19 protein-coding genes are annotated in these 23441 nt (G+C 62.4%); 9 read left to right on the forward strand and 10 right to left on the reverse strand.

Going from position 1 to position 23441, the window contains the following annotated elements; translation table 11 throughout:
- Positions 1-314: 314 nt before the first annotated feature.
- The 3 genes from yihI to hemN are packed head-to-tail and all read left to right on the forward strand — an operon-like array spanning position 315 to position 2750.
- Positions 315-896, forward strand: a complete 582-nt coding sequence (gene yihI, locus AACR77_RS21245) for a Der GTPase-activating protein YihI (RefSeq protein ID WP_042882258.1) — start codon at positions 315-317, stop codon at positions 894-896.
- A gap of 11 nt (positions 897-907) precedes the next feature.
- The gene (locus tag AACR77_RS21250) at positions 908-1348 is read left to right on the forward strand and encodes a DUF2489 domain-containing protein (protein ID WP_042882260.1); all 441 of its coding nucleotides are present in this window, start codon (positions 908-910) and stop codon (positions 1346-1348) included.
- Between the two features lie 28 nt (positions 1349-1376).
- Positions 1377-2750: an oxygen-independent coproporphyrinogen III oxidase gene (gene hemN, locus AACR77_RS21255; protein WP_042882262.1), complete on the forward strand. Its 1374-nt coding sequence runs from the start codon at positions 1377-1379 to the stop codon at positions 2748-2750.
- 67 nt (positions 2751-2817) lie between these two features.
- On the opposite strand, the gene add is transcribed toward hemN, so the two are convergent.
- The 5 genes from add to glnA form a co-directional block, all read right to left on the reverse strand.
- Positions 2818-3819: an adenosine deaminase gene (add, locus tag AACR77_RS21260; protein ID WP_041212164.1), complete on the reverse strand. Its 1002-nt coding sequence runs from the start codon at positions 3817-3819 to the stop codon at positions 2818-2820.
- A gap of 141 nt (positions 3820-3960) precedes the next feature.
- The gene (gene glnG / locus AACR77_RS21265) at positions 3961-5379 is read right to left on the reverse strand and encodes a nitrogen regulation protein NR(I) (protein WP_010672523.1); all 1419 of its coding nucleotides are present in this window, start codon (positions 5377-5379) and stop codon (positions 3961-3963) included.
- A 9-nt stretch (positions 5380-5388) separates the two neighbouring features.
- A complete protein-coding gene (glnL, locus tag AACR77_RS21270; RefSeq protein ID WP_010672524.1) occupies positions 5389-6444 on the reverse strand; it encodes a nitrogen regulation protein NR(II) in 1056 nt (351 codons plus the stop codon).
- 86 nt (positions 6445-6530) lie between these two features.
- Positions 6531-7100, reverse strand: coding sequence for a DUF4124 domain-containing protein (locus AACR77_RS21275; RefSeq protein ID WP_010672525.1), 570 nt, complete (start codon positions 7098-7100; stop codon positions 6531-6533).
- A gap of 191 nt (positions 7101-7291) precedes the next feature.
- Entirely contained in the window at positions 7292-8701 is a 1410-nt protein-coding gene (glnA, locus tag AACR77_RS21280; protein ID WP_010672526.1) for a glutamate--ammonia ligase, read from the reverse strand.
- A 350-nt stretch (positions 8702-9051) separates the two neighbouring features.
- On the opposite strand from glnA, the gene typA reads away from it, so the two are divergent.
- From typA to dtd, 3 genes are all read left to right on the forward strand, one after another.
- Positions 9052-10863, forward strand: coding sequence for a translational GTPase TypA (gene typA, locus AACR77_RS21285; protein ID WP_042882265.1), 1812 nt, complete (start codon positions 9052-9054; stop codon positions 10861-10863).
- A gap of 177 nt (positions 10864-11040) precedes the next feature.
- Positions 11041-11913 carry a virulence factor BrkB family protein gene (locus AACR77_RS21290; RefSeq protein ID WP_039039511.1) on the forward strand — a complete coding sequence of 291 codons (873 nt, stop codon included), beginning with the start codon at positions 11041-11043 and terminating at the stop codon, positions 11911-11913.
- Between the two features lie 126 nt (positions 11914-12039).
- Positions 12040-12477: a D-aminoacyl-tRNA deacylase gene (gene dtd / locus AACR77_RS21295; RefSeq protein ID WP_010672529.1), complete on the forward strand. Its 438-nt coding sequence runs from the start codon at positions 12040-12042 to the stop codon at positions 12475-12477.
- Between the two features lie 48 nt (positions 12478-12525).
- Here the strand turns inward: dtd and AACR77_RS21300 are convergent, their stop codons facing one another.
- Entirely contained in the window at positions 12526-13206 is a 681-nt protein-coding gene (locus AACR77_RS21300; RefSeq protein WP_010672530.1) for a methyltransferase domain-containing protein, read from the reverse strand.
- A 173-nt stretch (positions 13207-13379) separates the two neighbouring features.
- On the opposite strand from AACR77_RS21300, the gene AACR77_RS21305 reads away from it, so the two are divergent.
- Positions 13380-14288, forward strand: a complete 909-nt coding sequence (locus tag AACR77_RS21305; protein WP_010672532.1) for a bifunctional GNAT family N-acetyltransferase/hotdog fold thioesterase — start codon at positions 13380-13382, stop codon at positions 14286-14288.
- A gap of 46 nt (positions 14289-14334) precedes the next feature.
- Here AACR77_RS21305 and AACR77_RS21310 read toward each other — a convergent pair whose 3' ends face one another.
- The 4 genes from AACR77_RS21310 to AACR77_RS21325 form a co-directional block, all read right to left on the reverse strand.
- A complete protein-coding gene (locus AACR77_RS21310; protein WP_042882267.1) occupies positions 14335-16395 on the reverse strand; it encodes an AsmA-like C-terminal region-containing protein in 2061 nt (686 codons plus the stop codon).
- 254 nt (positions 16396-16649) lie between these two features.
- Complete coding sequence (recG, locus tag AACR77_RS21315) at positions 16650-18719, reverse strand: ATP-dependent DNA helicase RecG (RefSeq protein ID WP_042015251.1); 2070 nt, start codon at positions 18717-18719, stop codon at positions 16650-16652.
- Between the two features lie 176 nt (positions 18720-18895).
- Positions 18896-20245 carry a CDP-diacylglycerol--serine O-phosphatidyltransferase gene (gene pssA / locus AACR77_RS21320; RefSeq protein ID WP_042864592.1) on the reverse strand — a complete coding sequence of 450 codons (1350 nt, stop codon included), beginning with the start codon at positions 20243-20245 and terminating at the stop codon, positions 18896-18898.
- 152 nt (positions 20246-20397) lie between these two features.
- Positions 20398-21759, reverse strand: a complete 1362-nt coding sequence (locus tag AACR77_RS21325) for a GntP family permease (protein ID WP_223918078.1) — start codon at positions 21757-21759, stop codon at positions 20398-20400.
- 165 nt (positions 21760-21924) lie between these two features.
- On the opposite strand from AACR77_RS21325, the gene AACR77_RS21330 reads away from it, so the two are divergent.
- Together AACR77_RS21330 and AACR77_RS21335 are read left to right on the forward strand one after the other, a co-directional pair.
- Positions 21925-22434, forward strand: a complete 510-nt coding sequence (locus AACR77_RS21330) for a gluconokinase (protein ID WP_039039504.1) — start codon at positions 21925-21927, stop codon at positions 22432-22434.
- Positions 22435-22494: 60 nt separating this feature from the next.
- The coding region (locus AACR77_RS21335) for a dihydroxy-acid dehydratase domain-containing protein (RefSeq protein ID WP_231563240.1) at positions 22495-23441 on the forward strand (947 nt) is incomplete at its 3' end.

Genomic DNA, 23441 nt, shown 5'->3' on the forward strand with positions numbered 1-23441 from the left:
TGATCCAACGAAATGATGCGCCGTGGTTCGCCCAGGGATAAGGCGATTGGCTACCAGGGAATGGCACTCGCATGATGGAAAAAGGCAGCTTCGGCTGCCTTTTTTCTATTGGGTCATTAACCCGCCAAGACATTCTGTGTCAAAATACCAGCAACATGCCCAGAGGATGCCGATCCTGCGGTGTTCAGCGACCCAAAGTGGTCGAATTGGTGCGGGATCCCACTCTTGTTCCATATTTACTGTTCCCCGCTTCAGCATCCTCCCCGGACGACACGCTCCGGGGGTTTCCATTCAGTTATTTGTCGGAGTCATTCATGTCGGCCAAACAACCCAACCGCAAGCCTACCGGCAAGCGCAAAGAATCAGATGCCAGTGCCCAGGAAGGTCGTGAGCGCAAGCGCGCCGCCAAGCGCAAGGGCCTGAAGGCGGGCTCCCGCCAACAGGTCGAGCAGGCGGGCAAAAAGAGCGGCTCCAAGCAGGCCAAGGATCCACGCATCGGCTCTCGCAAGCCCATCGCGCTGATTGCCGACGAGAAGGGCAGCAAGCCGGTGGCGACCAAGCCTGCGAAAGAGAAGCGGGTGGTGATGACCCCCGAGCAGGAGTTGGCGTCCATCGAGAATGATGATCGCCTCAATGCCTTGCTGGATCGTCTGGATGCCGGTGAAACCCTGGAGGCCGCAGAGCAGGCATGGGTCGATCAGCGGGTTGACCGTTATCAGGAGCTGATGGACGAGCTCGGTATCATCGACAGCGACGATGACGAAGATGGCGACATGGATTTTGATGATGCCGATTTTGACGAGCCGAGTCAGCCTGCCTCCGAAGAGGAGCTGTGGGAGCGTTTCTCTCAGGCAGACTACCAGCCTGAAGCCAAACCCGAGCCGAAGAAAAAGTGATGAGTGGATGGATGCTGGCCGCCCTGTTGGGTGGCCTGATTTTGCTGGGGCTGGCCGTCTATGCCGGCACCCTGATGGCGCGTCTCAAACGCCAGCAAGAGATGCAGCAGCACGCCATTACGGCCCGCAACGAGCGGATCCTGGAGAGTGTCAGGGTGATCGCCCACGCGGTACGAGATGGTCAGTGCGACTACTCAGAAGGTGCCATCCGGCTGACCAATCTGCTGGATGCCTTGCAAATAAAGGGGGGCCGCGCCTTTGCCACCGAGTTCCCGGGGCTCTACGGCCTCTATGAGAAGGTGAAGGAGATGCCGACCCATGAGGCGAGGCGGGCACTCAAGCGCAATGAAGTGATGAAGATGGATCTCGAACGCAGCGGCTACGAGGCCGAGCTGGAGGCGCTGATCCTTGAGGATGTCGCCAGACTGAAGGATTTTCAGTTAAGCCGGTGAGCCCATGACAAAGACAGAGGAAGCAAGCGTGCAAGCAGAACAGATTGTGTGGGATCAGGCTCTGATCGAAAAATACAACTACAGTGGTCCGCGTTACACCTCCTATCCCACTGCGCTGGAGTTCAACGAGGGGTTCGGCTATCCGGACTTCGTCCAGGCAGCGGGCCAGTACCCTGCACGCAATCTGTCGCTCTACGTGCATATCCCCTTCTGTCACAAGCTCTGCTACTACTGCGGCTGCAACAAGGTCATTACCCGGCACCAGCACAAGGCAGATCAATACCTCGACTACCTCGAACAGGAGATCAAGGCCCAGGCCCCCCTGTTCAAGGAGAGACTGGTCACCCAGCTGCACTGGGGTGGCGGCACACCCACCTATCTGAGCGAACCCCAGACTCGTCGCCTGATGGCCATGTTGCGGGAGCACTTCCACTTCGCCGAGGAGGGGGAGATCAGCATCGAGGTGGATCCCCGCGAGATCGAATTGTCCATGCTGGATGTGTTGCGGGAGCTCGGTTTCAACCGCATCAGCCTTGGCGTTCAGGACTTCAACAAGGCGGTCCAGGTCGCGGTCAATCGGGAGCAGGACAACGACTTCATCCGCGCCATGCTGGTTCGTGCTCGCGAGCTGGGGTTCCGCTCCACCAATCTGGATCTCATCTACGGTCTGCCGTACCAGAACCGGGAGAGCTTCCATCACACCCTGGAAGAGGTGCTCAAGACCGACCCGGCCCGCCTCTCCATCTTCAACTATGCCCACCTGCCGAGCCGTTTTGCCGCCCAGCACAAGCTGAAAGAAGCGGACATGCCGGCGCCGCAGGAGAAGCTGGCCATGCTGCAGGACACCATTGCCTTCCTGACCGGCCAGGGTTATCAGTTCATCGGCATGGACCACTTTGCCAAGCCCGATGACGAGCTGGCCGTCGCCCAGCGCGAGGGCAAGCTGCATCGCAACTTCCAGGGCTATACCACCCAGGGGGATTGCGATCTGCTGGGGCTGGGGGTCTCTTCCATCAGCATGATGGGGGATGCCTATTCCCAGAACCAGAAGGATCTCAAAACCTACTACGCTCAGGTCGAGTCACTGGGCCATGCCCAGTGGAAGGGGTGCTCCCTCAATCGGGACGATCTGATCCGTCGTGAGGTGATCAAGCGCCTCATCTGCGATTTTTCCCTGAACTTCGCCGCTGTGGAGCAGGCCCACGGCCTGGTGTTCAAGGAGTATTTTGCCGAGGATCTCAAGCTGTTGCAGACCTTCATCGACGACGGTCTGGTGCGCATGACCGAAGAGGGGCTGGAGGTGGTCTCCACCGGTCAGCTGCTGATCCGCAACATCTGCATGTGCTTCGATGTCTACCTGCGCAGCAAGGCGCGCCAGCAGCAGTTCTCCCGGGTGATCTAGACCGGGCAATGTCGTGGGACAATAAAAAACCGCCTTTCGGCGGTTTTTTATTGGGTTTTACCCCTGCTCAACGTTGAGCCGCACGGGCACTCAGCTCGGCCTTCTCGGCTTCGCTCAGGAAGGCCAGGGTCAGGCCGTTCTGCTGGGCGGTGCGGATCTCGCTCACCGTCATGCCGGCAGCCGGTGCCGCCACCTCGTATTCATGGGGCAGGTCGATCCCCTCCACCGCCGGATCGTCGGTATTGAGGCAGGCCAGCACGCCGGCTGCCAGGAACTGGCGGATCGGGTGATCGGCCAGACTCGCCACCGTGGTGGTCTGGAGGTTGGAGGTGAGGCAGGACTCGATGCCGATGCGGTGTTCGGCCAGATAGGCCATCAGGGCCGGATCCTGGATGGCCTTGACACCGTGGCCGATGCGCTCGGCTCCCAGCTCGCGAATGGCCTGCCACATGCTCTCGGGGCCGGCGGCTTCACCGGCGTGCACGGTGACTCGCATTCCTGCATCCCGCACCCGGCGGAAGTGGTCGGTGAAGAGATCGCCCGGGAAGCCCAGTTCGTCGCCGGCCAGATCGATGGCGACCAGGCGATCGCGATGAGCCAGACAGGCATCCAGCTCCTGCTTGCACTGCTCGGTGCCGAAGGTACGGCTCATGATGCCGATGAGGTTGGTCTTGATGCCGAAGTCACGGCTGCCTGCGGCCACGCCGTCGATGATGGCTTCGACCACACCCTGCGGGTGCAGTTTGTGGGTCATCGCCATGTAGGCCGGGCTGAAACGCAGCTCGGCATAGTCGATCCCGGCACGCAGCAGATCTTCCACGTTTTCGTAGGCGACCCGGCGGCAGGCATCGTAGTCGGCCAGCACGGCCACGCCCCAGTCCAGTTTCTTCAGGAAGGCCACCAGACTCGGCTCGTTCTCGACGATCTGCACGTGTGGGCGCAGGGCCTCCAGTTCATCGGCTGGCAGTCGGATGTTGTGCTGACGTCCCAGCTCGAGAATGGTCTGCGGGCGGATGTTGCCATCCAGATGGCGATGCAGGTCGGTCAGGGGGAGGGATCTGTCAATCATGGGGCACCTTCTGCGAGTCGGGTTGGAAAGCCTGCCATTCTAGGCGGGGCACCTGAAAAAGATACCCCGTTTGCAAGCAAACGGGGTGTGATTGGTCAGGCTTTCCCTCAAGGCGTGATGGGAATCGTTTTTCCCGCAGGCTCAGGGAATGTCGAGCTCCTTGAGCTTGCGGGTCAGGGTATTGCGGCCCCAGCCGAGCAGGCGGGCAGCCTCCTGCTTGTGACCGTGGGTGTGATCCAGTGCCGTCTCCAGCATGATCCGTTCGAACTGGGGCATGGCATCCGCCAGGATATCGGTCTCCCCCAGGGCCAGCTTGGCGGCCACCCAGTCCTGCAACTGCTGCTGCCAGCCACCGGTCAGGGCGGGCTGGCCCGGCTCGGCGGTGCTGGTGATGGGGGTTAGCAGCTCAGTGGGCAGATCGCCTACCAGCACCTCCTGGCCCGAGGCCATCACCGTCAGCCAGCGGCAGACGTTCTCCAGCTGGCGCACGTTGCCCGGCCAGGGCAGGCGGCTGATGTAGGTCTGGGTATCCGGGTGCAGGCTCTTGGCCTCCACGTTCAGCTCCTTGGCGGCTCGCAGCAGGAAGTGCTGGGCCAGCTGGGGGATGTCCTCCCGGCGCTCCTTGAGGGCTGGAATATGGATGCGGATGACGTTGAGGCGGTGGAACAGGTCTTCCCGAAACTCGCCGTCGGCGACCCGCTTCTCCAGATTCTGGTGGGTGGCGGCAATGATCCGCACATCCACCTGCACCGGTTGGTGGCCGCCAACCCGGTAGAACTGCCCGTCCGCCAGTACCCGCAGCAACCGGGTCTGCACGTCCAGCGGCATGTCGCCTATTTCGTCGAGAAACAGGGTGCCGCCATCGGCCTGTTCGAAGCGGCCGTGACGAATGTTGTTGGCGCCGGTGAAGGCTCCCTTCTCATGACCGAACAGCTCGGATTCGATGAGATCTTTCGGGATGGCCGCCATGTTGAGGGCGATGAAGTTCTTGTGGGCCCGGGGGCTGTGCTTGTGCAGGGCATGGGCAACCAGCTCCTTGCCGGTACCGCTTTGACCGTTGATGAGCACCGAGATGCTGGAGCGCGACAGCCGGCCGATGGCGCGGAACACCTCCTGCATGGCAGGGGCTTCGCCGATGATCTCCGGGGTGGTGGTGGCTTCCTGCTGGCGAGCCTTGCGCTTGGTACGTTGCTCCTTGAGGTGGTTCTCGGCCCGGCGTACCAGGGTGACCGCCTCGTCGATGTCGAACGGCTTGGGCAGGTATTCGAAGGCACCGCGCTGGTAGGCGTTGACCGCGCTGTCGAGGTCCGAGTGGGCCGTCATGATGATGATGGGCAGATCGGCCTGGCGGCGATGGATCTGCTCCAGCAGGCTCAGGCCGTCGATGCCCGGCATGCGGATATCCGAGAGGATCACGTCCGGTGAGCGCATCTCCAGTGAACTCAGCAGGGCTTCGCCGTCGGCGAAACTTTCGCATTCGAAGCCTTCGCTGCCAAGGGTGCGCTCCAGAACCCACCGGATGGAGCTGTCGTCATCGACGATCCACACTTTTGCTGTCATGAGGTTCCCTTATTTGCGAAGTGGTAGATAAATGGTGAATTCGGTGTGGCCCGGCCAGCTGATGCAGTCGATGCGACCCTTGTGCTGATCGATCAGGTTCTGGGCGATGGAGAGGCCCAGGCCCGTTCCCCCTTCCTTGCCGGTGATCATGGGGTAGAAGAGGGTGTCGCGAATGGCGTCGGGAATGCCGGGGCCGTTGTCGATGATCTTGATTTCGGCCGCCAGGCGATAGCGCTGGCCATGGATGGTGATCTGGAAGGCGGTGCGCGTCTTGATGCGGATGAGGCCGTCCTGATCCCCAAGGGCCTCGGCGGCGTTGCGCACTATGTTCAGGAACGCCTGTTGCAGCTGGTCCGATTCCATCTCGAATTCGGGGATGCTGGGGTCGTAGTCCCGCTCGATGCGGATCTGCGGCGGCAGCTCCAGGTCCACCAGACGGCGCACTTGTTCCAGCACGGAGTGAACGTTGTGCATCTGGTGACGGCCGGGACGCTGGGGGCCGAGCAACCTGTCGACCAGCACCCGCAGGCGATCGGCCTGCTCGATGATGATGCCGGTGTATTCACGCAAGGCCGGGTCGGGCAACTCCTTTTGCAGCAGTTGGGCCGCGCCGCGCAATCCCCCCAGGGGGTTCTTGATTTCGTGCGCCAGGCCGCGCACCAGCTCCTTGGCGGCCTGCTGCTGGGCGTGTTGCTGCAGCTCCTGGCTGATCTTCTTCTGCTGATCGATCTTGCGCAGTTCTACCACCATCAGTCGCTGTTCATGATCGGCCATGGGGCTGACGCTGATCTCCACCAGCCTGGGCTCCCCCTCCACCACCAGGGTGACTTCGCTGTCGGTGAAGCCCTGCCCCGAAATGAGGCACTGTTTGAAACGCTGCAGATCGAGAGAGATGTGTTCCAGCAGGTGGGGCAGTTCGATGCCGATCAGTCGTCGCTCGCTGAGGGAAAGCAGCTGCTCTGCCGCCGGGTTGACGAATTGAATGCAGAGACGTTCATCCATGAGAATGACGGCGGTCAGCAGATTGTCCAAGAGTGTCTTGGCGTTGTCCGAGCGGGTTGGCACAGGTTTCTCCCTAAAACGGTGCTGTACACCTAGAATGCACCAATATAGTGCATCAAGTTTACCCGCATCGGTGCGTCACATCACCCCTAATTGGCCTTGGGGGCGGCTCTGGGAGCCTGATTCACCGACGCCCTGTGCAGGTAAAAGGTGGTTGGCTTAGATTTAGCAAGGATCGTACCGTCTTTGGCGAGCAACTCGAGCCGTGCCTCGTAAGCGCCCCTATCGAGGTTTTCCACCCTTATGGCCAGGCTGTTGTGAACCAGGGGCACCGCCTTGCCGTTCAGGATCAGGCGCACATCGTATTGCACCGGGACCTGGGGAGAGATCTCGCCCTGGAAGACGATGTTGCCGGTATTGTCGCGCAATGTGCTGCCCGGTTCCGGAGAGATGAGGTCGATCTCCAGGGGAGCCGCTTCCAGGGCTTTCCTGGCATCGACACCGGTCAGGCTGTTGAAGTTGTCCACCTGGACCGAGTGGGGGGCGGTGCCGATGAGCGGCGAGACCCGCAGGTCCACCTCTTTTGCGCTCTTGCCGGGAGGGGGGGCATCGGTGTAGTGGGTCACCCCCTGGGGATCGACCCAGGAGTAGACGCGGGCGGCCTGTGCGGAACAGGAGGCCATCAGCAGGAGGCTCAGCAGCCAGGGTACAGTGTTCATCCATCTCTCCTTGACGGGGTTCACCTTAATCCTATCAGAGAAAAACCACGGGGTCGGGGTGTGAACAGCCGAGAGTGGTACGGCTCCGTGAACGGGATCATCTTTCTGCATGATCGTGCCCGTTCGGCGGTATTTCCGTTGCCAGAATGAAAAAAACCCGCCAGATGGCGGGTTTGTCATGGGAAAGCGGATTAGACGGAGTAGTACAGCTCGAACTCCAGCGGGTGCGGGGTCATGCGCACGCGGTCAACATCCTGCTGTTTCAGTTCCAGGTAGGAGTTGATGAAGTCATCGCTGAACACACCACCACGGGTCAGGAACTCACGGTCTGCATCCAGTGCGGACAGCGCTTCGTCCAGGGAACCGGCAACGGTCGGCACTTCAGCGGCTTCTTCCGGCGGCAGATCGTACAGGTTCTTGTCCATGGCATCGCCCGGATGGATCTTGTTGATGATGCCGTCCAGACCGGCCATCAGCTGGGCAGCGAAGGCCAGGTACGGGTTGGCAGCCGGATCCGGGAAGCGTACTTCGATGCGGCGGGCTTTCGGGCTCGGCACGACCGGGATACGGATGGAGGCAGAACGGTTGCGGGCGGAGTAGGCCAGCATGACCGGTGCTTCATAGCCCGGCACCAGACGCTTGTAGGAGTTGGTGGTCGGGTTGGCGAAGGCGTTGATGGCCTTGGCGTGCTTGATGATGCCGCCGATGTAGTGCAGTGCCATCTCGGACAGACCGCCATACAGGTCGCCTGCGAACAGGTTGACGCCGTCTTTGGCCAGGGACTGGTGGCAGTGCATGCCGGAGCCGTTGTCACCGAACATGGGTTTCGGCATGAAGGTGACGGTCTTGTTGTAGGCGTGGGCCACGTTGTGGATCACGTACTTCAGGACCTGTACTTCGTCAGCCTTCAGAGTGAGGGTGTTGAAGCGGGTTGCGATCTCGTTCTGACCGGCGGTCGCCACTTCGTGGTGGTGAGCTTCGACGACCTGGCCCATCTCTTCCAGCACCAGGCACATGGCGGCACGGATGTCCTGGGAGGAGTCAACCGGGGCAACCGGGAAGTAACCACCCTTGACGAATGGACGGTGACCCTTGTTGCCGTGCTCGTAGTCGGTACCGGAGTTCCAGGCAGCTTCTTCGGATTCGATCTTCACGAAGCTGTGGCCCATGGTGTTGGAGAAGGTGATGTTGTCGAACATGAAGAATTCCGGCTCCGGCCCGAACAGCACGGTGTCAGCGATGCCGCTGGACTTCAGGAAATCTTCGGCACGCTTGGCGATGGAGCGCGGATCGCGGTCATAGCCTTGCATGGTGGCGGGTTCAAGCACGTCACAGACGATGTTCAGAGTGGTCTCTTCGGTGAACGGGTCCAGTTTGGCGGAAGCCGGGTCCGGCATCAGCACCATGTCAGACTCGTTGATGCCCTTCCAGCCGCCGATGGAGGAACCATCGAACATCTTGCCGTCTTCGAAGAAGTCTTCGTCAACCTGGTGGGAAGGGATGGATACGTGCTGCTCTTTACCCTTGGTGTCGGTAAAACGCAGATCAACAAACTTGACTTCGTGTTCCTGGATCAGGGCCAAAACGTTCTGGGCTGACATGCTAAGTAACCTCCGGTGTTAAAACTCTTTGGGTGAATGCGTCGTCACATTCACATAAGCCAGTATCGTGCCAAGTTTGTGACAGCTTGATTTCAGGGCACTTGCACCGTTTCAGGCTGTCGAGAAACCCGTTCTCATGCCGGTTGCTGCATTAAAGTGGTGCAACCTTGGATCGTTTTGGTGCACCGAGATGGTGCGCCAGCGTATCCAGGCCATCTAAGCAGCCTTTTGCTGCGGGGTCCATGATCCTGATCCTTTGTTGTGCGTGAATGTGTTGCAATTCTGCTAGGCAGATCACAAAGGCGAGAGTACAATTAGCGCCCAATTTTACCCGGTGATTTGAGGCGAGAATGTTAGAGAATTTACGCAATATTGCGATTATTGCGCACGTTGACCACGGCAAAACGACTCTGGTTGATAAGCTGCTGCAGCAATCCGGCACTCTGGATCGCACCAGCGAAGGTCAGGAACGGATCATGGACTCCAATGATCTGGAACGGGAACGTGGCATCACCATTCTCGCCAAGAACACTGCGATCCGTTGGAACGACTACCGCATCAACATCGTGGATACCCCGGGTCACGCCGACTTCGGTGGTGAAGTTGAGCGCGTGCTCTCCATGGTTGACTCCGTGCTGCTGCTGGTCGACGCCGTTGACGGCCCGATGCCGCAGACCCGTTTCGTGACCCAGAAGGCGTTCGCCCAGGGTCTGAAGCCCATCGTGGTCATCAACAAGATCGACCGTCCGGGTGCTCGTCCTGACTGGGTAATGGATCAGGTCTTCGATCTGTTCGACAACCTGGGTGCCACCGATGAGCAACTGGACTTCAAGGTTGTTTACGCCTCTGCACTGAACGGTTGGGCCACCCTGGATCAGGACGTCCCGTCCGAGAACATGGAACCCCTGTTCCAGGCCATCGTCGACAACGTGGAAGCCCCGAAGGGCGACGTTGACGGTGCCTTCCAGATGCAAATCTCCCAGCTGGACTACAACTCCTACGTGGGCGTCATCGGTATCGGCCGCATCACCCGTGGTCGCGTCAAGACCAACCAGCAGGTCACCATCGTCGGTGCCAACGGCAAACCGCGTACCGGCAAGGTCGGTCAGGTGCTGGGCTACCTGGGCCTGTCCCGTACCGAAGTGACCGACGCGCAAGCGGGCGACATCATCGCCATCACCGGTCTGGGCGAGCTGAAGATCTCCGACACCATCTGTGACAACAGTGCCGTCGAAGCCCTGCCGCCGCTCTCCGTTGACGAGCCGACCGTGAACATGACCTTCCAGGTCAACACCTCGCCGTTCGCCGGTAAAGAAGGCAAGTTCGTCACCTCCCGCAACATTCTGGAGCGTCTGAACCAGGAACTGGTCCACAACGTGGCCCTGCGCGTGGAAGAGACCGAAGATCCGGACAAGTTCCGCGTCTCCGGCCGTGGTGAACTGCACCTCTCCATCCTGATCGAAAACATGCGTCGCGAAGGTTACGAACTGGCGGTATCCCGCCCGGAAGTAATCCTGCGTACCGTGAATGGCGAACTGCAAGAACCGTTCGAAACCGTCACTGTGGACGTGGAAGAAGCGCATCAGGGTTCCGTGATGGAGCAGCTCGGCCTGCGTAAAGGCGAGATGACCAACATGACCCCGGATGGCAAGGGTCGCGTCCGTCTGGACTTCATCATCCCGAGCCGTGGTCTGATCGGCTTCCAGACCGAGTTCCTGACCATGACCTCTGGTACCGGTCTGCTGTACCACACCTTCGACCACTACGGTCCGCACAAGGGTGGCAGCATCGGTGAGCGTCAGAACGGCGTGCTGATCTCCAACGCCACCGGCAAGGCTCTGACCTTCGCCCTGTTCGGTCTGCAAGACCGTGGTCGTCTGTTCATCGGTCACGCGACCGAAGTGTACGAAGGCCAGGTGATCGGGATCCACTCCCGCTCCAACGACCTGACCGTCAACTGCCTGAAAGGCAAGCAGCTGACCAACATGCGTGCCTCCGGTACCGACGAAGCCCAGGTGCTGACTCCGCCGATCCGCATGACCCTGGAGCAAGCTCTGGAGTTCATCGACAACGATGAGCTGGTGGAGATCACCCCCAAGGCCATCCGTATCCGTAAAAAGCTGCTGACCGAACTGGATCGCAAGCGCGCCGGTCGTGCTTGATCGATAGCTGTTCATCGACAGACCAAAGAGAGGCCTTATGGCCTCTTTTTTTATGGGCTCGACATGAGGGCGCATGGGGCCTGAGCTCGATGGAGGCGCATCCGGCCGGTCTGCGGGTGGCCAAATGACCACCCTATCTGACACAATGTCTGCATGATCACGCTTACGAGAAACAAGATGCAGCAGCAGATCCGCGGCCGTCTGGCCCATGCACTCTCCTTCTTGCGCCACGATGGTGCCCACTTCGCCCAGTTTGTCTGGGGCCGTTTCCAGCAGGACAGATTGACGGTGACCGCCGGTTACCTGGCCTATGTCACCCTGCTCTCCCTGGTGCCCATGATCGCCGTGGTGTTCGGCATGATGTCGGCCTTTCCGGTGTTCCAGAGCCTGAAGCAGGCGATGGAGCAGTTCGTCTATCACAACTTCGTCCCCACCGCCGGCGAGATGCTCAAGGAGTACATCGACGGTTTCGTGGCCAACGCCACCAACACCACGGCCGTCGGTATCGGTGCCCTGATCGTGGTGGCCCTGATGCTCATCTCGGCCATCGACAAGAATCTCAACTACATCTGGCGGTCCACCCGAAGCCGGCCCTTGGCCCAGGCATTCGCCATGTATTGGATGATCCTGACCCTGGGCCCCGTGCTCATCGGTGCCAGCATCGCCATCTCCTCCTACATTCTCTCGCTCAGGTTGTTCGCGGCTGACAGCCTGTTCGGTATCGGCTATCTGCTGCTGCGCAGCCTGCCGTTCCTCTTCTCCGTGCTCACCTTCCTGCTGATCTATACCGTGGTGCCCAACTGCCGCGTGCGGCTGACCCACGCCTTCATCGGTGCCCTGGTGGCGGCCACCCTGTTCGAGCTGGCCAAGCGTGGCTTTGCCATCTACATCACCAACTTCCCCTCCTACCAGGCCATCTATGGCGCCCTGGCGACCATTCCCATCCTGTTCGTCTGGGTGTATCTGAGCTGGCTGGTGGTGTTGCTGGGGGCCGAGACCACCGCCTGCCTCGGGGAGTACGAGAAGCCCGGTGCAGAGGAACTGGCCTGACGCCGGCCGGCCATCACACCGGATCCCGACACAAAGGCGTTGGCCCGGGCAGGGCATTTATTGGTAGCATCGACGACCGCTCATCCCGCAGGATGGGCGGTCGTGCTGTTTTGAGAGGAGAGGGATGTGATTGCACTGATTCAGCGGGTCAGCGAGGCCAGCGTAACGGTAGAGGGAGAGGTGACCGGGGCCATCGGCCAGGGGTTGCTGGTGCTGCTCGGGGTGGAGCAGGGGGATGACGAGGCCAAGGCCGACAAGCTGCTGCACAAGGTGAGCGGTTATCGCATCTTCTCGGACGAGAACGGCAAGATGAACCTCAACGTGAGCCAGGTGAGCGGCAGCCTGCTGGTGGTCTCCCAGTTCACCCTGGCGGCGGATACCGGCAAGGGGATGAGACCCAGCTTCTCCGGTGGCGCCCATCCCGCAGATGCCGAGCGACTCTATGAGTACTTCGTGGCCCGCGCCAGGGAGAGCGGCGTGCCGACCGAAACCGGCCGCTTCGCCGCCGACATGAAGGTCAGGTTGCTCAACGACGGCCCCGTCACCTTCTGGCTGCAGGTATAAGGGTGGCAGGCAGGGCAGGACGCGATGCCTGCACACTTCGCAGGTTCTTCACCCTGCCGGTGCTCGCCCGCCCTGGCCATGCTGACGGGTCGCGTGCAGGATGACGTTGCGGTAGCCGGGCACGTCGTGGACGTGGGTCGGGCCTATCCACTCCTCTGCCAGTCGCAGAGCCTGTGCCTGTTCGAGCCGGGTGCGGGGCAGCAGATTGATGATGAGGGTTCCGCTCAGGCGGCTGGCCAGCGCCTGATAGAGCGGGGCCTGGAACAGCAGCAGGGGGTTGCCGTCCTGGCTGAACAAATCCAGCAGCACCAGATCGTAGCTCTCCTGGCTCTGGTGCAGGAAGTGCAGCGCATCGGCGTGATGCAGCCGAGGCGAGCCCCCTGATGAGGGGAGAAAGAACTGCTGGAACAGGGTGAGTATCTCGGCATCCAGATCCACGCAGTCGTGGTGGGCATCGGGCCAGCGTGCCGCCAGGTGACGGGTGAGATCCCCTCCGCCCAGCCCCAGCTCCAGGATCCTGCTTGCCTGCTTTGGCAACTGCTCCGCGATGCTCCGTTGATGAGGCAGACAGAGGCGGGCCGGTTGGTGGAGGCTCATGGCGGATTGCACCACGCCGTCCATTTCCAGCCAGCGATGACGGGCATTTTCAAGCACCGAAACGCGGCGTTCGGGTTTGGCGCTGAGGTGCAATAAGTGATCGGCTTGGTACGCTTGCAGATTGAAGTCCATGAATTTGCACGGCAAGATGGCTTTCGACCAGTGTAACTCAAGGATGTTGTTATGTACCGGGTGGTCACCCCCCAAACGGCAGCCGAGCTGGATACCTACTACAGGCTGCGCCGGGAGAAATGGTTGCGTCAGTCCTTCCATCTGCCAGTCGGCGCACACTCAAGGATCGCTTTATGTACCGGGTAGTCACCCCAGAAACACCAGCGGAGCTGGATGCTTACTATCAGTTGCGCTGGGAACTACTGCGCAAACCCTTCAATCTGCCCCTTGGCTCCGAGCGTGACGAGTACGATACCGTCGCCATTCACCGGCTGATGCTCTCACCCGACGGAACGCCCATCGCCGTGGGTCGCCTCTTTGTGGGCGGCGATGAAGCCCAAATCCGCTTTATGGCGCTGCGACCCGAATTTCGCGGCCAGGGGCTGGGCGCCCGCATGGTGGAGGATCTCGAGCAGCTTGCCCGCGACGAGAAGGTGAAACGGCTGGTGATGAACGCCCGCCAGGAGGCGGTGGAGTTCTATCGCCGCTGCGGCTTCCTTGAGGTAGGGGAAGGCCCCGTCTCCTTCGGCCGCATCCCTCACCGCCAGATGATCAAGTCCCTGAGTCCCATGCAGACCATCCAGTACCGTCCGGAGTGGTGCCAGGATCTCACCACCCGCTGGTCGCGGGGTATTCCCATCAGCGAGAAGATGGGGGTGCACATCACCCACTACGATGGCCAGACCTTCCACCTCAAGGCCAACCTGGCGGCCAATCTCAACGTCCACGACACCATGTTCGCCGGCAGCATCTACAGCCAGTGCGTGCTGGCGGGCTGGGGTCTCATCTGGTTGCAGCTCAAGGAGGCAGGGCTGGGAGGGGATACCGTGCTGGCCGAGGGCAACATCAAGTATTACCGGCCGGTGAGCGAAGAACCGGAGGCGCGGGTGGCCCGGGAGGGCATGCCCGCCGTGCTCGAGCCGCTGAGGGGCGGAGAGTCCGCCAAATTCAGCCTGCGGGTGCAGCTGTTCAGCGGCCGCAAGCTGGCGGTGGAGTTTGTCGGTCAGTACGTGGTGCTGCCCATCAAGCGCGGCGCACGCTGATCCCTGATGTTCACAGCAACAAGGCCTCTTCGCGAGGCCTTGTTCGTTATTGGGCGGCGGGTGGCCGTGGGCGCCAGAGCGGGCCGCTTCGTCCCTGGGCGGGGTAGCGCACACCCGCCTCCCAGCCACAGGCGTCCTGTCCCGTGGGGAAACTCCAGCCCAGGTCGGGCGCATTGAGGGGGCCGCGCCAGCGGGCGAGCAGCTCGGCGCAGCGCCCCTTGTTCAGGACCCCGAGGTCGAGCTGCCACTGGTCTGCGGCCAGGTCGACACCCCCTTGCAGCGCCAGCAGGTGGGTGATGGTGGAGGCGCCACCTTGCTCGATCCGCACCTTGCCCTGCTCCGCCCTGGCATCCAGCCTGATCTGATAGAAGGGGGTGTCTCCGCGTTGCATCGCCAGCCACAGCGTCTGCGGTGTCAGATCGGGGGGGGTCTGCTCCCTGAACCAGTCATCCAGCAGGGGGTCGATGCCGACCTTGTCCCAGAAGGGATCCTTGCTCTCCAGGCTCAGGCTGCCCTGAAGGGTCCGGCGCCAGTTGGCCGTCTGCTCGCCGGGCTGCCCGTTGAGGTCGGCCTGCAGATCTGCCGCCAGATCCACCTTGCCCGCGAAGGAGACGGGGGAGTGCAGCAACTTGCCCCACTGCTCCAGATCCAGCTGCTTGCCATGCAACTGCAGGCGGCTCTCCTGCCCGGGCGTCCTGCCCCACTGGCCGCTCAGGTTGAGGGAGCCCTCGTCGGGCAGGGAGGTGACGAGGGTGTTGAGCTGCCAGGAGCTGGGGGTCAGCTCGCCATCCAGGGTGCCGTTGCGGGCACTGAGACCGTCCCACACCAGCTCGAACCACTTGCTCTCGATGCGGGCACGTCCCAGCAGGGGGCCTGGCTGGTTGCCCCGCAGGGCGAGATCGTTCAGGTAGAGTTGCCAGCCGGTCAGGGAGAGGGGCAGGGTGTCGTCGAAAGAGAGCACCTTGAGCTTGTCGAAGGCCAGTTTGCGGATGTCGATCTGTTGCGGGCGCCAGCCCTGCCAATCCTGCCACCACCCCTGGGGCAAGCTGATGTCCATGCCGCTCAGGGCCAGATCCTTCAGGACGAGCTTCTGCTGCTGGGTGTCGAGGGCCAGCTCGACGTTGAACTCCCCTTCGTATGCCTTGCCCCGCAGCTCGGCATCCAGCTGCCGGGGGGAGAAGGCGAGCTTGCCCTCGACGGCCTCAAGCTGGAACAGGCCGCGGCCCATGTCGCCCAGGGTGCCCGCCAGATAGCCGCTGGGCTGGCTGCCCGTCTGCCAGTCGAAGGCGGTGAGCTGGCCGTTGAAGTTGTTGAGGGAGAGCTCCTGATCGATGGCATTGATGCTCACCTGGGCAAGCTGACCCCTGTCCAGGGTGATGCGGCGCAGGGGGAACTCGCCAGTGGGGATGTCACCAAGCTCGAGGCGCATGGCGCGGGCCTTGAGATCGTGCAGTTGCAGGCTGCGCTCTGGCCAGTTCAGCACCATGCCGGTCTCGAGCAGGCCGTCGAACAGGTTGGTGGCCAGTCTGTCGGTGCTGAGCACCTGCCCCTCCAGCCGCCCCTTTAGGCTGAGACGGGCCAGGGTGAACATGGGGGTCTCCAGCTGGTTGATGCCCAGGGTGAGGTTGGCCTGGGGCTGGCGTCTTGGGTCGATCAGTTCCCAGTCACTCAGGGACGCACTGAGGCCGCGCAGGGTCAGGGCCTCGCTCTGCAGGTTCAGGTTGTCGATGGTGCTGTCGCTGATGGTGAGGGAGTGAACCGGCAGGCTTGGTAACTGGTTGGGGAGCGGCAGCTTGATGACGGGACGGATGAGGTCCAGGTGGGCGATGCGCACATCCCGGTTCAACCAGTCGATGTGCTCGATCTCCAGATAGAGTTTTTCCAGCTGTACCGCATCCCCATAGCGCACCTGTTCCGCCAGCAGGGTGTAGGGGTGCAGCGGATTGAACACCAGCCGGCCTATGGTGACGGGCACCCCGGTCTGCTGGCTGAGCCAGTTGGCGATGGGGCCTTTGGCACGCTCGGCATCGAACAGGCCGAGACCGACCCAGACAAAGAGCAGCAGGAAGGCAAGGGTGTAGAGCAGGCCGCGCAGCCAGGAATTCATCAGTGCTTTCCTCCTGTTTCTGTTGCTTGGTCAGGCATTCGAGTAGTGATCCCGTAGACCGAGCCTGCATCGTATCAAGGGTTCGACATGGCTCGGGTGTTTATCCATCAGGCAAGGTGACCCTCTTCTGCATCTGCCTTGGTCAAGCATTGGAGTAGTGGTCTCGCAGGCCCAGCCAGCGGCGGATCAGAGGCTCGACATGAGCCGGGTGTTTATCCATCAGGCAAGGTGACCCTCTTCTGCATCTGCCTTGGTCAAGCATTGGAGTAGTGGTCTCGCAGGCCCAGCCAGCGGCGGATCAGGGGCTCGACATGCGCCGGGTGTTTGTCCATCAGGAAGCGCGCCATCTTCTGCACCTGAGGGATGAGCGGCTGGTCGCGCACCAGATCGGCGATCTTGAGATCGGCCAGGCCGGTCTGGCGGGTACCGAGCAGCTCGCCTGGGCCGCGCAGTTCCAGATCCCGCTGGGCGATGAGAAAGCCGTCATTGGTTTCCCGCAGTACCCCGAGGCGGCTCTGGGCGGTCTTGGACAAGGGGGCATGATAGAGCAGCACGCAGTGAGAGGCCACCGACCCCCGCCCGACCCGGCCGCGGAGCTGGTGCAACTGGGCCAGCCCCAGCCGCTCCGGGTTTTCGATGATCATCAGGCTGGCATTGGGCACATCCACCCCCACCTCGATGACGGTGGTGGCGACCAGCAGTTGCAGTATGCCCGCCTTGAACTCCTCCATCACCCGCTGTTTCTCGACGGGGCGCATCCGGCCGTGTACCAGGCCGATGTGCAGGCCGGGCAGCAGGGTTTGCAGCTCGGCGGCAGTGTCTTCGGCGGCCTGGCACTCCAGCACCTCCGACTCCTCGATCAGGGTGCAGACCCAGTAGGCCTGTTTGCCCTCCTCGCAGGCGAGCCTCACCCGCTCGATCACGTCCTGGCGGCGACTGTCCGGCAGGGCGACCGTGGTGATGGGAGTGCGGCCCGGCGGCAGCTCGTCGATGATGGAGGTGTCGAGGTCGGCATAGGCGGTCATCGCCAGGGTGCGGGGGATGGGAGTGGCGGTCATGATGAGCTGATGGGGATGCACCCCTTCCCGCTCTCCTTTTTCTCGCAGGGCGAGGCGCTGATGCACCCCGAACCTGTGCTGTTCGTCGATGATGACCAGGGCGAGGCGCTGGAATACCACCTGCTCCTGGAAGATGGCGTGGGTGCCCACCACCATCTTGACGCTGCCGTCCGCGATGGCGGCCAGCGCCTCTTCCCGCGCCTTGCCCTTCTGCTTGCCCGCCAGCCAGCCCACCTTGATGCCGAGTGGCTCCAGCCACCTGGCGAAGTTGATGGCGTGCTGTTCCGCCAGCAGCTCGGTCGGGGCCATCAGCCCCACCTGGCAGCCGTTGCCGATGGCCTGCAGGGCGGCCAGCGCCGCGACCAGCGTTTTACCTGAGCCCACGTCCCCCTGCACCAGCCGCATCATGGGGTGGCTCTGTTGCAGATCCCTGGCTATCTCCGCCACCACCCGGCTCTGGGCGCCGGTGGGGGTGAACGGCAGGGCGCCGAGCAGCTGTTCGACCAGCTTGGGTGCGGGTTTGAGGGCGCGGGCGAGCTGGTTCTGAGCCTGGGCGCGTACCTTCAAGACCGAGAGGTTGTGGGCCAGCAGCTCTTCCAGTACCAGCCGCTGCTGTGCCGGGTGCTGGCCGCTCTCGAGCAGGGCCAGCGCCACCGAGGGAGGCGGGCGGTGCAGCAGCTTCAGGGCCGCGGCCAGATCGATCTGCTGGGGATAGAGGCCGGCAGGCAGCAGCTCCTCGACCCCGTAGAGGTCGAGCTGGGCCAGGGCCTGATCCGTGAGGCTGCGCAGGGTGAGCTGGCGCAGCCCCTCTGTGGTGGGGTAGACGGGGGTGAGGGCCTCTTCGGTCTGGCCGGCCTGCTCCTCGCCGAGCAGCTTGTACTCGGGGTGGGCCATCTCCAGGCCGTACTTGCCGGGACGGGTCTCGCCGAAGCAGCGGATAAGGCGGCCCTGGGCCAGGCTGTTTTTCTGGGCAGCGGTGAAATTGAAGAAGCGCAGGGTCAGGCTGCCGGTGCCGTCGCTGATACGGCACACCAGCATGCGGCGGCGCCCCATCACCAGCTGGGTGTCCTGGATCTCGCCCTCGACGGCACCGTGCAGGCCGGGCGGCAGATCGCCGATGGGCCACACCTGGGTGCGGTCCTCGTAGCGCAGGGGGAGGTGGAACAGCAGATCCTGCACCGTGGCCAGCCCCAGCCGCTCGAGTTTCTCCAGCATCTTGCTGCCGACACCCTTGAGGCTATCGAGAGAGATTTTATCCAATTTCATCAATTAGATGCCCGAAAACACTGTAAATATGTCCAGATGATAGGGGTTGTTGCGGCCTCGATGCAAGCCGCGTTGTGCCGTTCCGGGCTGGTGGGCAAGGGAGTGGGGGGAGGGTCATCCATGAAAAAGGCCTGCCGGAAACGGCAGGCCTTTTCACTGACGGGGCGCCCTGGCGGTCAGATGATGCGCTTGAGCAGGAGGTGAGCCTTGACCCTGTGGATCCGGGCCAGCAGCTTGCGCACCTGATCCGGGTAATCCTTGATCTGCTCTATCTGGTCGAAGTGACGGATGCGGCGGGTGTGGGCCAGGATGTTCTCCCGCTCCGCACTGAACTGCTCGCGCAGGTGATGGTGCTGGTCGTGTACCAGCAGGCCGTTCTCCAGATCCAGCGCCCAGGCTCGGGGATTGAGGTTGTTGCCGGTGAGCAGGGCCCACTCCTCATCCACGAAGATCCCCTTGAGGTGATAGGAGTTCTTCTCGCAGCACCAGAGCATGAGGTTGAGCCGGCCGTTGTCGATGTGGTGCTGGTTGCGCTCGGCAAACTTGCGCAGGTTGGTCTCGTAGAGATAGGGCAGACCGCCGATGGTGGAGAACTTCTCCTCCGGGGGGATGAAGAAGTCGTTGGCGGTCTTGTCGCCCACGACGATGGTCACCTTGCAGCCGCGTTTGAGCAGCGCCTCCACGTCCTTGTTCAACTCCTTGGGGGGGTTGAAGTAGGGGGTGCAGATGAAGATCTCCCGCTCGGTGGCCCGCACCAGGTTGCGGATCATCCGGTTGAGCTGGTTGCCCCGCTTGCCCAGGCCCACCATGGGGGTCACGGCGATCTCCCGATCGTTGGGCTGGATGCTCTCGAAGCGGTACTGGCAGAGGCGCAGACGCTGCTTGAAGCGGCGGATCGGTCCCTTGAGCTGCTTGGCGCCGGGGATGCCGGTGCGATCCAGCCGCTGGACGGCCTCGCTGCCGAGGAAGACGTCATCCACGTAGTTGACCATGCTGCGGGTCAGTGCCGGGCTGTGGATCTGGTGATAGCGATCGAAGCGGTAGCGCTCCTGCTGGTGCAGGTAGATGTCGTTGAGGCTGGCGCCGGAGTAAAGCAGGGTGTCGTCGAAGATGAAGCCCTTGAGGTGCAGCACCCCGAGCAGCTCGCGGCCCTTGACCGGCACGCCGTAGATCTCGATCTGGTGTTGGTGGCTGGCGGCCATGGCCTGGTACATCAGGTGGTTGCCCCCCTGCTTGCCCTTGCCGATCAGGCCGCGCTGGGCGCGGTGGAAGTCGACGAACACCTTGATGTCGAGAGAGGGATTGCGCTGCTTGGCGGCATAGAGGGCGGAGAGGATCTCCCGTCCCGCCTCGTCATCCTGCAGATAGAGCGCGATCAGATAGATGCGCTGGGTCGCATGGGCGATGAGCGACAGGATCCGGCTCTTGAAGTCTTTGGCGCTGCTGAGTATCTGGAACTGATCCGCGGCAACCGCGATCTGGGGTAAGCGGGTCAGCAACTGTCGATAATGTGCCGATGAATGCATAGAGAAGCCTGAAATCACGGGATGAAGCGTTCCACTCGGGGCGAAGAATAGGCAATTCTAGCAATCTGTGGCGATGGGCCCAAGCAAGAATCCGTAAAAAGTCGGTGCAATATCACATCGGGGCCGACGGATGCGGCCCCGATGTGTTTCCGTCAGAGGATGGCGCTGGCCGTGGCCACGATGAGGAAGGCGATGGTACCGAGCAGGGTCTCCATCACGGTCCAGGTCTTGAGGGTGGTCTTCTCGTCCATGTTGAGGAAGCGGCTGACCAGCCAGAAGCCGGAGTCATTGAAGTGGGAGAGCACGGTGGCGCCCCCGGCGATGGCGATGACGATGAAGGTCAGGTCCAGCTCGCTCAGGCCGGTGGTGGCGGCCACGGTCGGCGCCATCAGGGCGGCGGTGGTGGTCAGGGCCACGGTGGCGGAACCCTGGGCCACCCGCAGCGCGGCGGACACCAGGAAGGCCGCGAGGATCACCGGCATGCCGGTATCGGAGAGCACGTCGGCCAGCGCGGTGCCGATGCCGCTCGCCCGCAATACGCCGCCGAACATGCCGCCGGCACCGGTGACCAGGATGACGGCGCAGACCGGGGCCAGGGCGTCGTTGCAGAACTTCTCGAGCTGCACCTTGCCCTGGCTCTGGCGGAACATCCAGAGGGCGTACAGCACAGTGATGAGCAGGGCGACCGGAGTCTTGCCGACCATGCGCAGCACGTTGACCCAGTCCGCACCCTTGTCGATGACGCCCATGACGCTCAGGGTATTGAGGCCGGTATCCATGAAGATGAGCACCAGCGGCAGCAGCAGGATGGAGATCACCTGGCCGAAGCTCGGCGCCTTGTCGGAGAGCTGCTCGGCACTGGCAGTGAAGCTCGGGGGCAGGGGCAGCTCAAACTTCTTGCCGGACCAGAGCCCGAACAGGTAAGCACCCAGATACCAGGTGGGCAGCGCGACCAGCAGGCCCACGATGGTGAGCAGACCGATGTTGGCACCCAGCAGCTCGCTGGCGGCCACCGGGCCCGGGTGGGGCGGCAGGAAGGCGTGCATCACCGCAAAGGCACCGGCGGAGGGCAGGGCATACTTGAGGACGGAGCCGCCGAACTGCTTCGCCACGCTGAAGATGATGGGCAGCATGACGATGAGGCCGGCGTCAAAGAAGATCGGGAAGCCGAACAGCAGGGAGGCCACACCCAGCGCGAAGGGGGCGCGGTGGGAGCCGAAGCGGTTGATCAGGGTATCGGCCAGTACCTTGGCGCCCCCCGTCATCTCCAGGATCCTGCCTATCATGGCGCCGAGGCCGACCAGCAGCGCGACCGAGGCCAGGGTGCCGCCGAAACCGGTCAGCATGGTGGGGATCACCTGGTCATAGGTGACCCCGGTGGCCAGGGCCGTCAGCATGCTGACCAGGGTCAATGCCACGAAGGCATGTACCTTGAATCGCATGATCAGCACCAGCAACATGACAATGGCTCCGCCCGCTACCGAGAGCAGATAGGCGACATCGGGTGTGTTCATTGCTCCGTCCATAAAATTGTCCTCAAATGGTTCTAGTTGTTGTTCTGCACATTTCTGTGCTGCACTTCACATTGCGAAACGTTACCGGTAACATGTTACCGGTAACGTGGTAGCTTAGAACCCATCAGGCGAACGTTTTTTGAAAAGTGAGAGAGAGGTCAAATAATGGCGGGCAAGTGCATTATCGTGATGGGTGTGTGTGGCAGCGGCAAGTCCAGCATCGGCCTCAAGGTGGCCAATGCTCTGGGGGCCAAGTTCATCGACGGCGATGATCTGCACCCTCGCGCGAACATCCAGAAGATGGCGGCGGGCAACCCGCTCAACGATGAAGACAGGGCCCCCTGGCTGGAACGGATCCGCGATGCGGCCTACAGCCTGGAGCGCAAGAACGAGCTCGGCGTCATCGTCTGCTCGGCCCTCAAGAAGCAGTACCGCGACCAGATCCGCGAGGGCAACGACTCGGTGAGTTTCCTGTTTCTGGATGGCAGCCAGTCCCTCATTCTCGAACGGATGCGGGCACGGCAGGGCCACTTCATGCGCGAAGCCATGGTACAAAGCCAGTTTGATACCCTGGAGCGACCGGATGGCGAGCCCGGCGTGTTTCGCATCGATATCGACGGGACCTTCGAACAGGTGGTCGACCGTGCCGTCACCGCGCTGACGCAGGCGCAATGAGCCATGTCGCGCGCCCGGCTGCAGCCGACCGCGCCCGTATATAGAGTTGGAGAGAAAGCTATGACCCATCCCGTGATCACCCAGGTGACCAACCGCATCCGCGAGCGCAGCACCGCCCGCCGTGCCCGCTTCCTGGCCCGCATCCAGCGCCAGGCCGATCAGGGCAAGACCCGTGCCTCCCTCTCCTGCGGCAACCTGGCCCACGCCGTGGCCGCCTCGAGCTGTGACGAGAAGGGGCGGATCCTCGACATGACCCGCGCCAACGTGGCCATCGTCACCGCCTACAACGACATGCTGAGTGCCCATCAGCCCTATCAGGGCTACCCGGACATCATCAAGGGCGCCCTGGCCGAGCTCGGCCACAGCGCCCAGGTCGCCGGCGGCGTGCCCGCCATGTGCGACGGCGTGACCCAGGGTCAGCCGGGGATGGACATGTCCCTCTTCTCCCGGGATCTCATCGCCCAGGCCACCGCGGTCTCCCTCTCCCACAACACCTTCGACGCCACCCTGCTGCTCGGTATCTGCGACAAGATTGCCCCGGGCCAGATCATGGGGGCGCTTTCCCACGCCCACCTGCCCACCGCCTTCGTGCCTGCCGGCCCCATGGCGAGCGGCATCAGCAACGACGAGAAGGTAAAGGTGCGCCAGCAGTACGCTGCCGGTGAAGTGGGCCGCGACGCCCTGCTCAAGATGGAGTGCGGCGCCTACCACGCGGCGGGCACCTGCACCTTCTACGGCACCGCCAACACCAACCAGCTGGTGTTCGAAGCCATGGGCCTGATGCTGCCGGGCTCCGCCTTCGTGCATCCCCACAGCGAGCTGCGCCACGCCCTCACCGAGGAAGCGGCCCGCCGCATCAGCGCCATGATCCCGGGCTCCCCGGCCTATCGTCCCCTGAGTGCGGTGATCGACGAGCGCGCCCTGGTCAACGGCCTGGTGGCCCTGCTCGCCTCCGGCGGCAGCACCAACCACAGCATCCACATGGTGGTGCTGGCCCGCGCCGCCGG

It is taken from the genome of Aeromonas sp. ZOR0002 (assembly GCF_963866995.1).
Taxonomy (GTDB): Bacteria; Pseudomonadota; Gammaproteobacteria; order Enterobacterales; family Aeromonadaceae; genus Aeromonas; species Aeromonas caviae.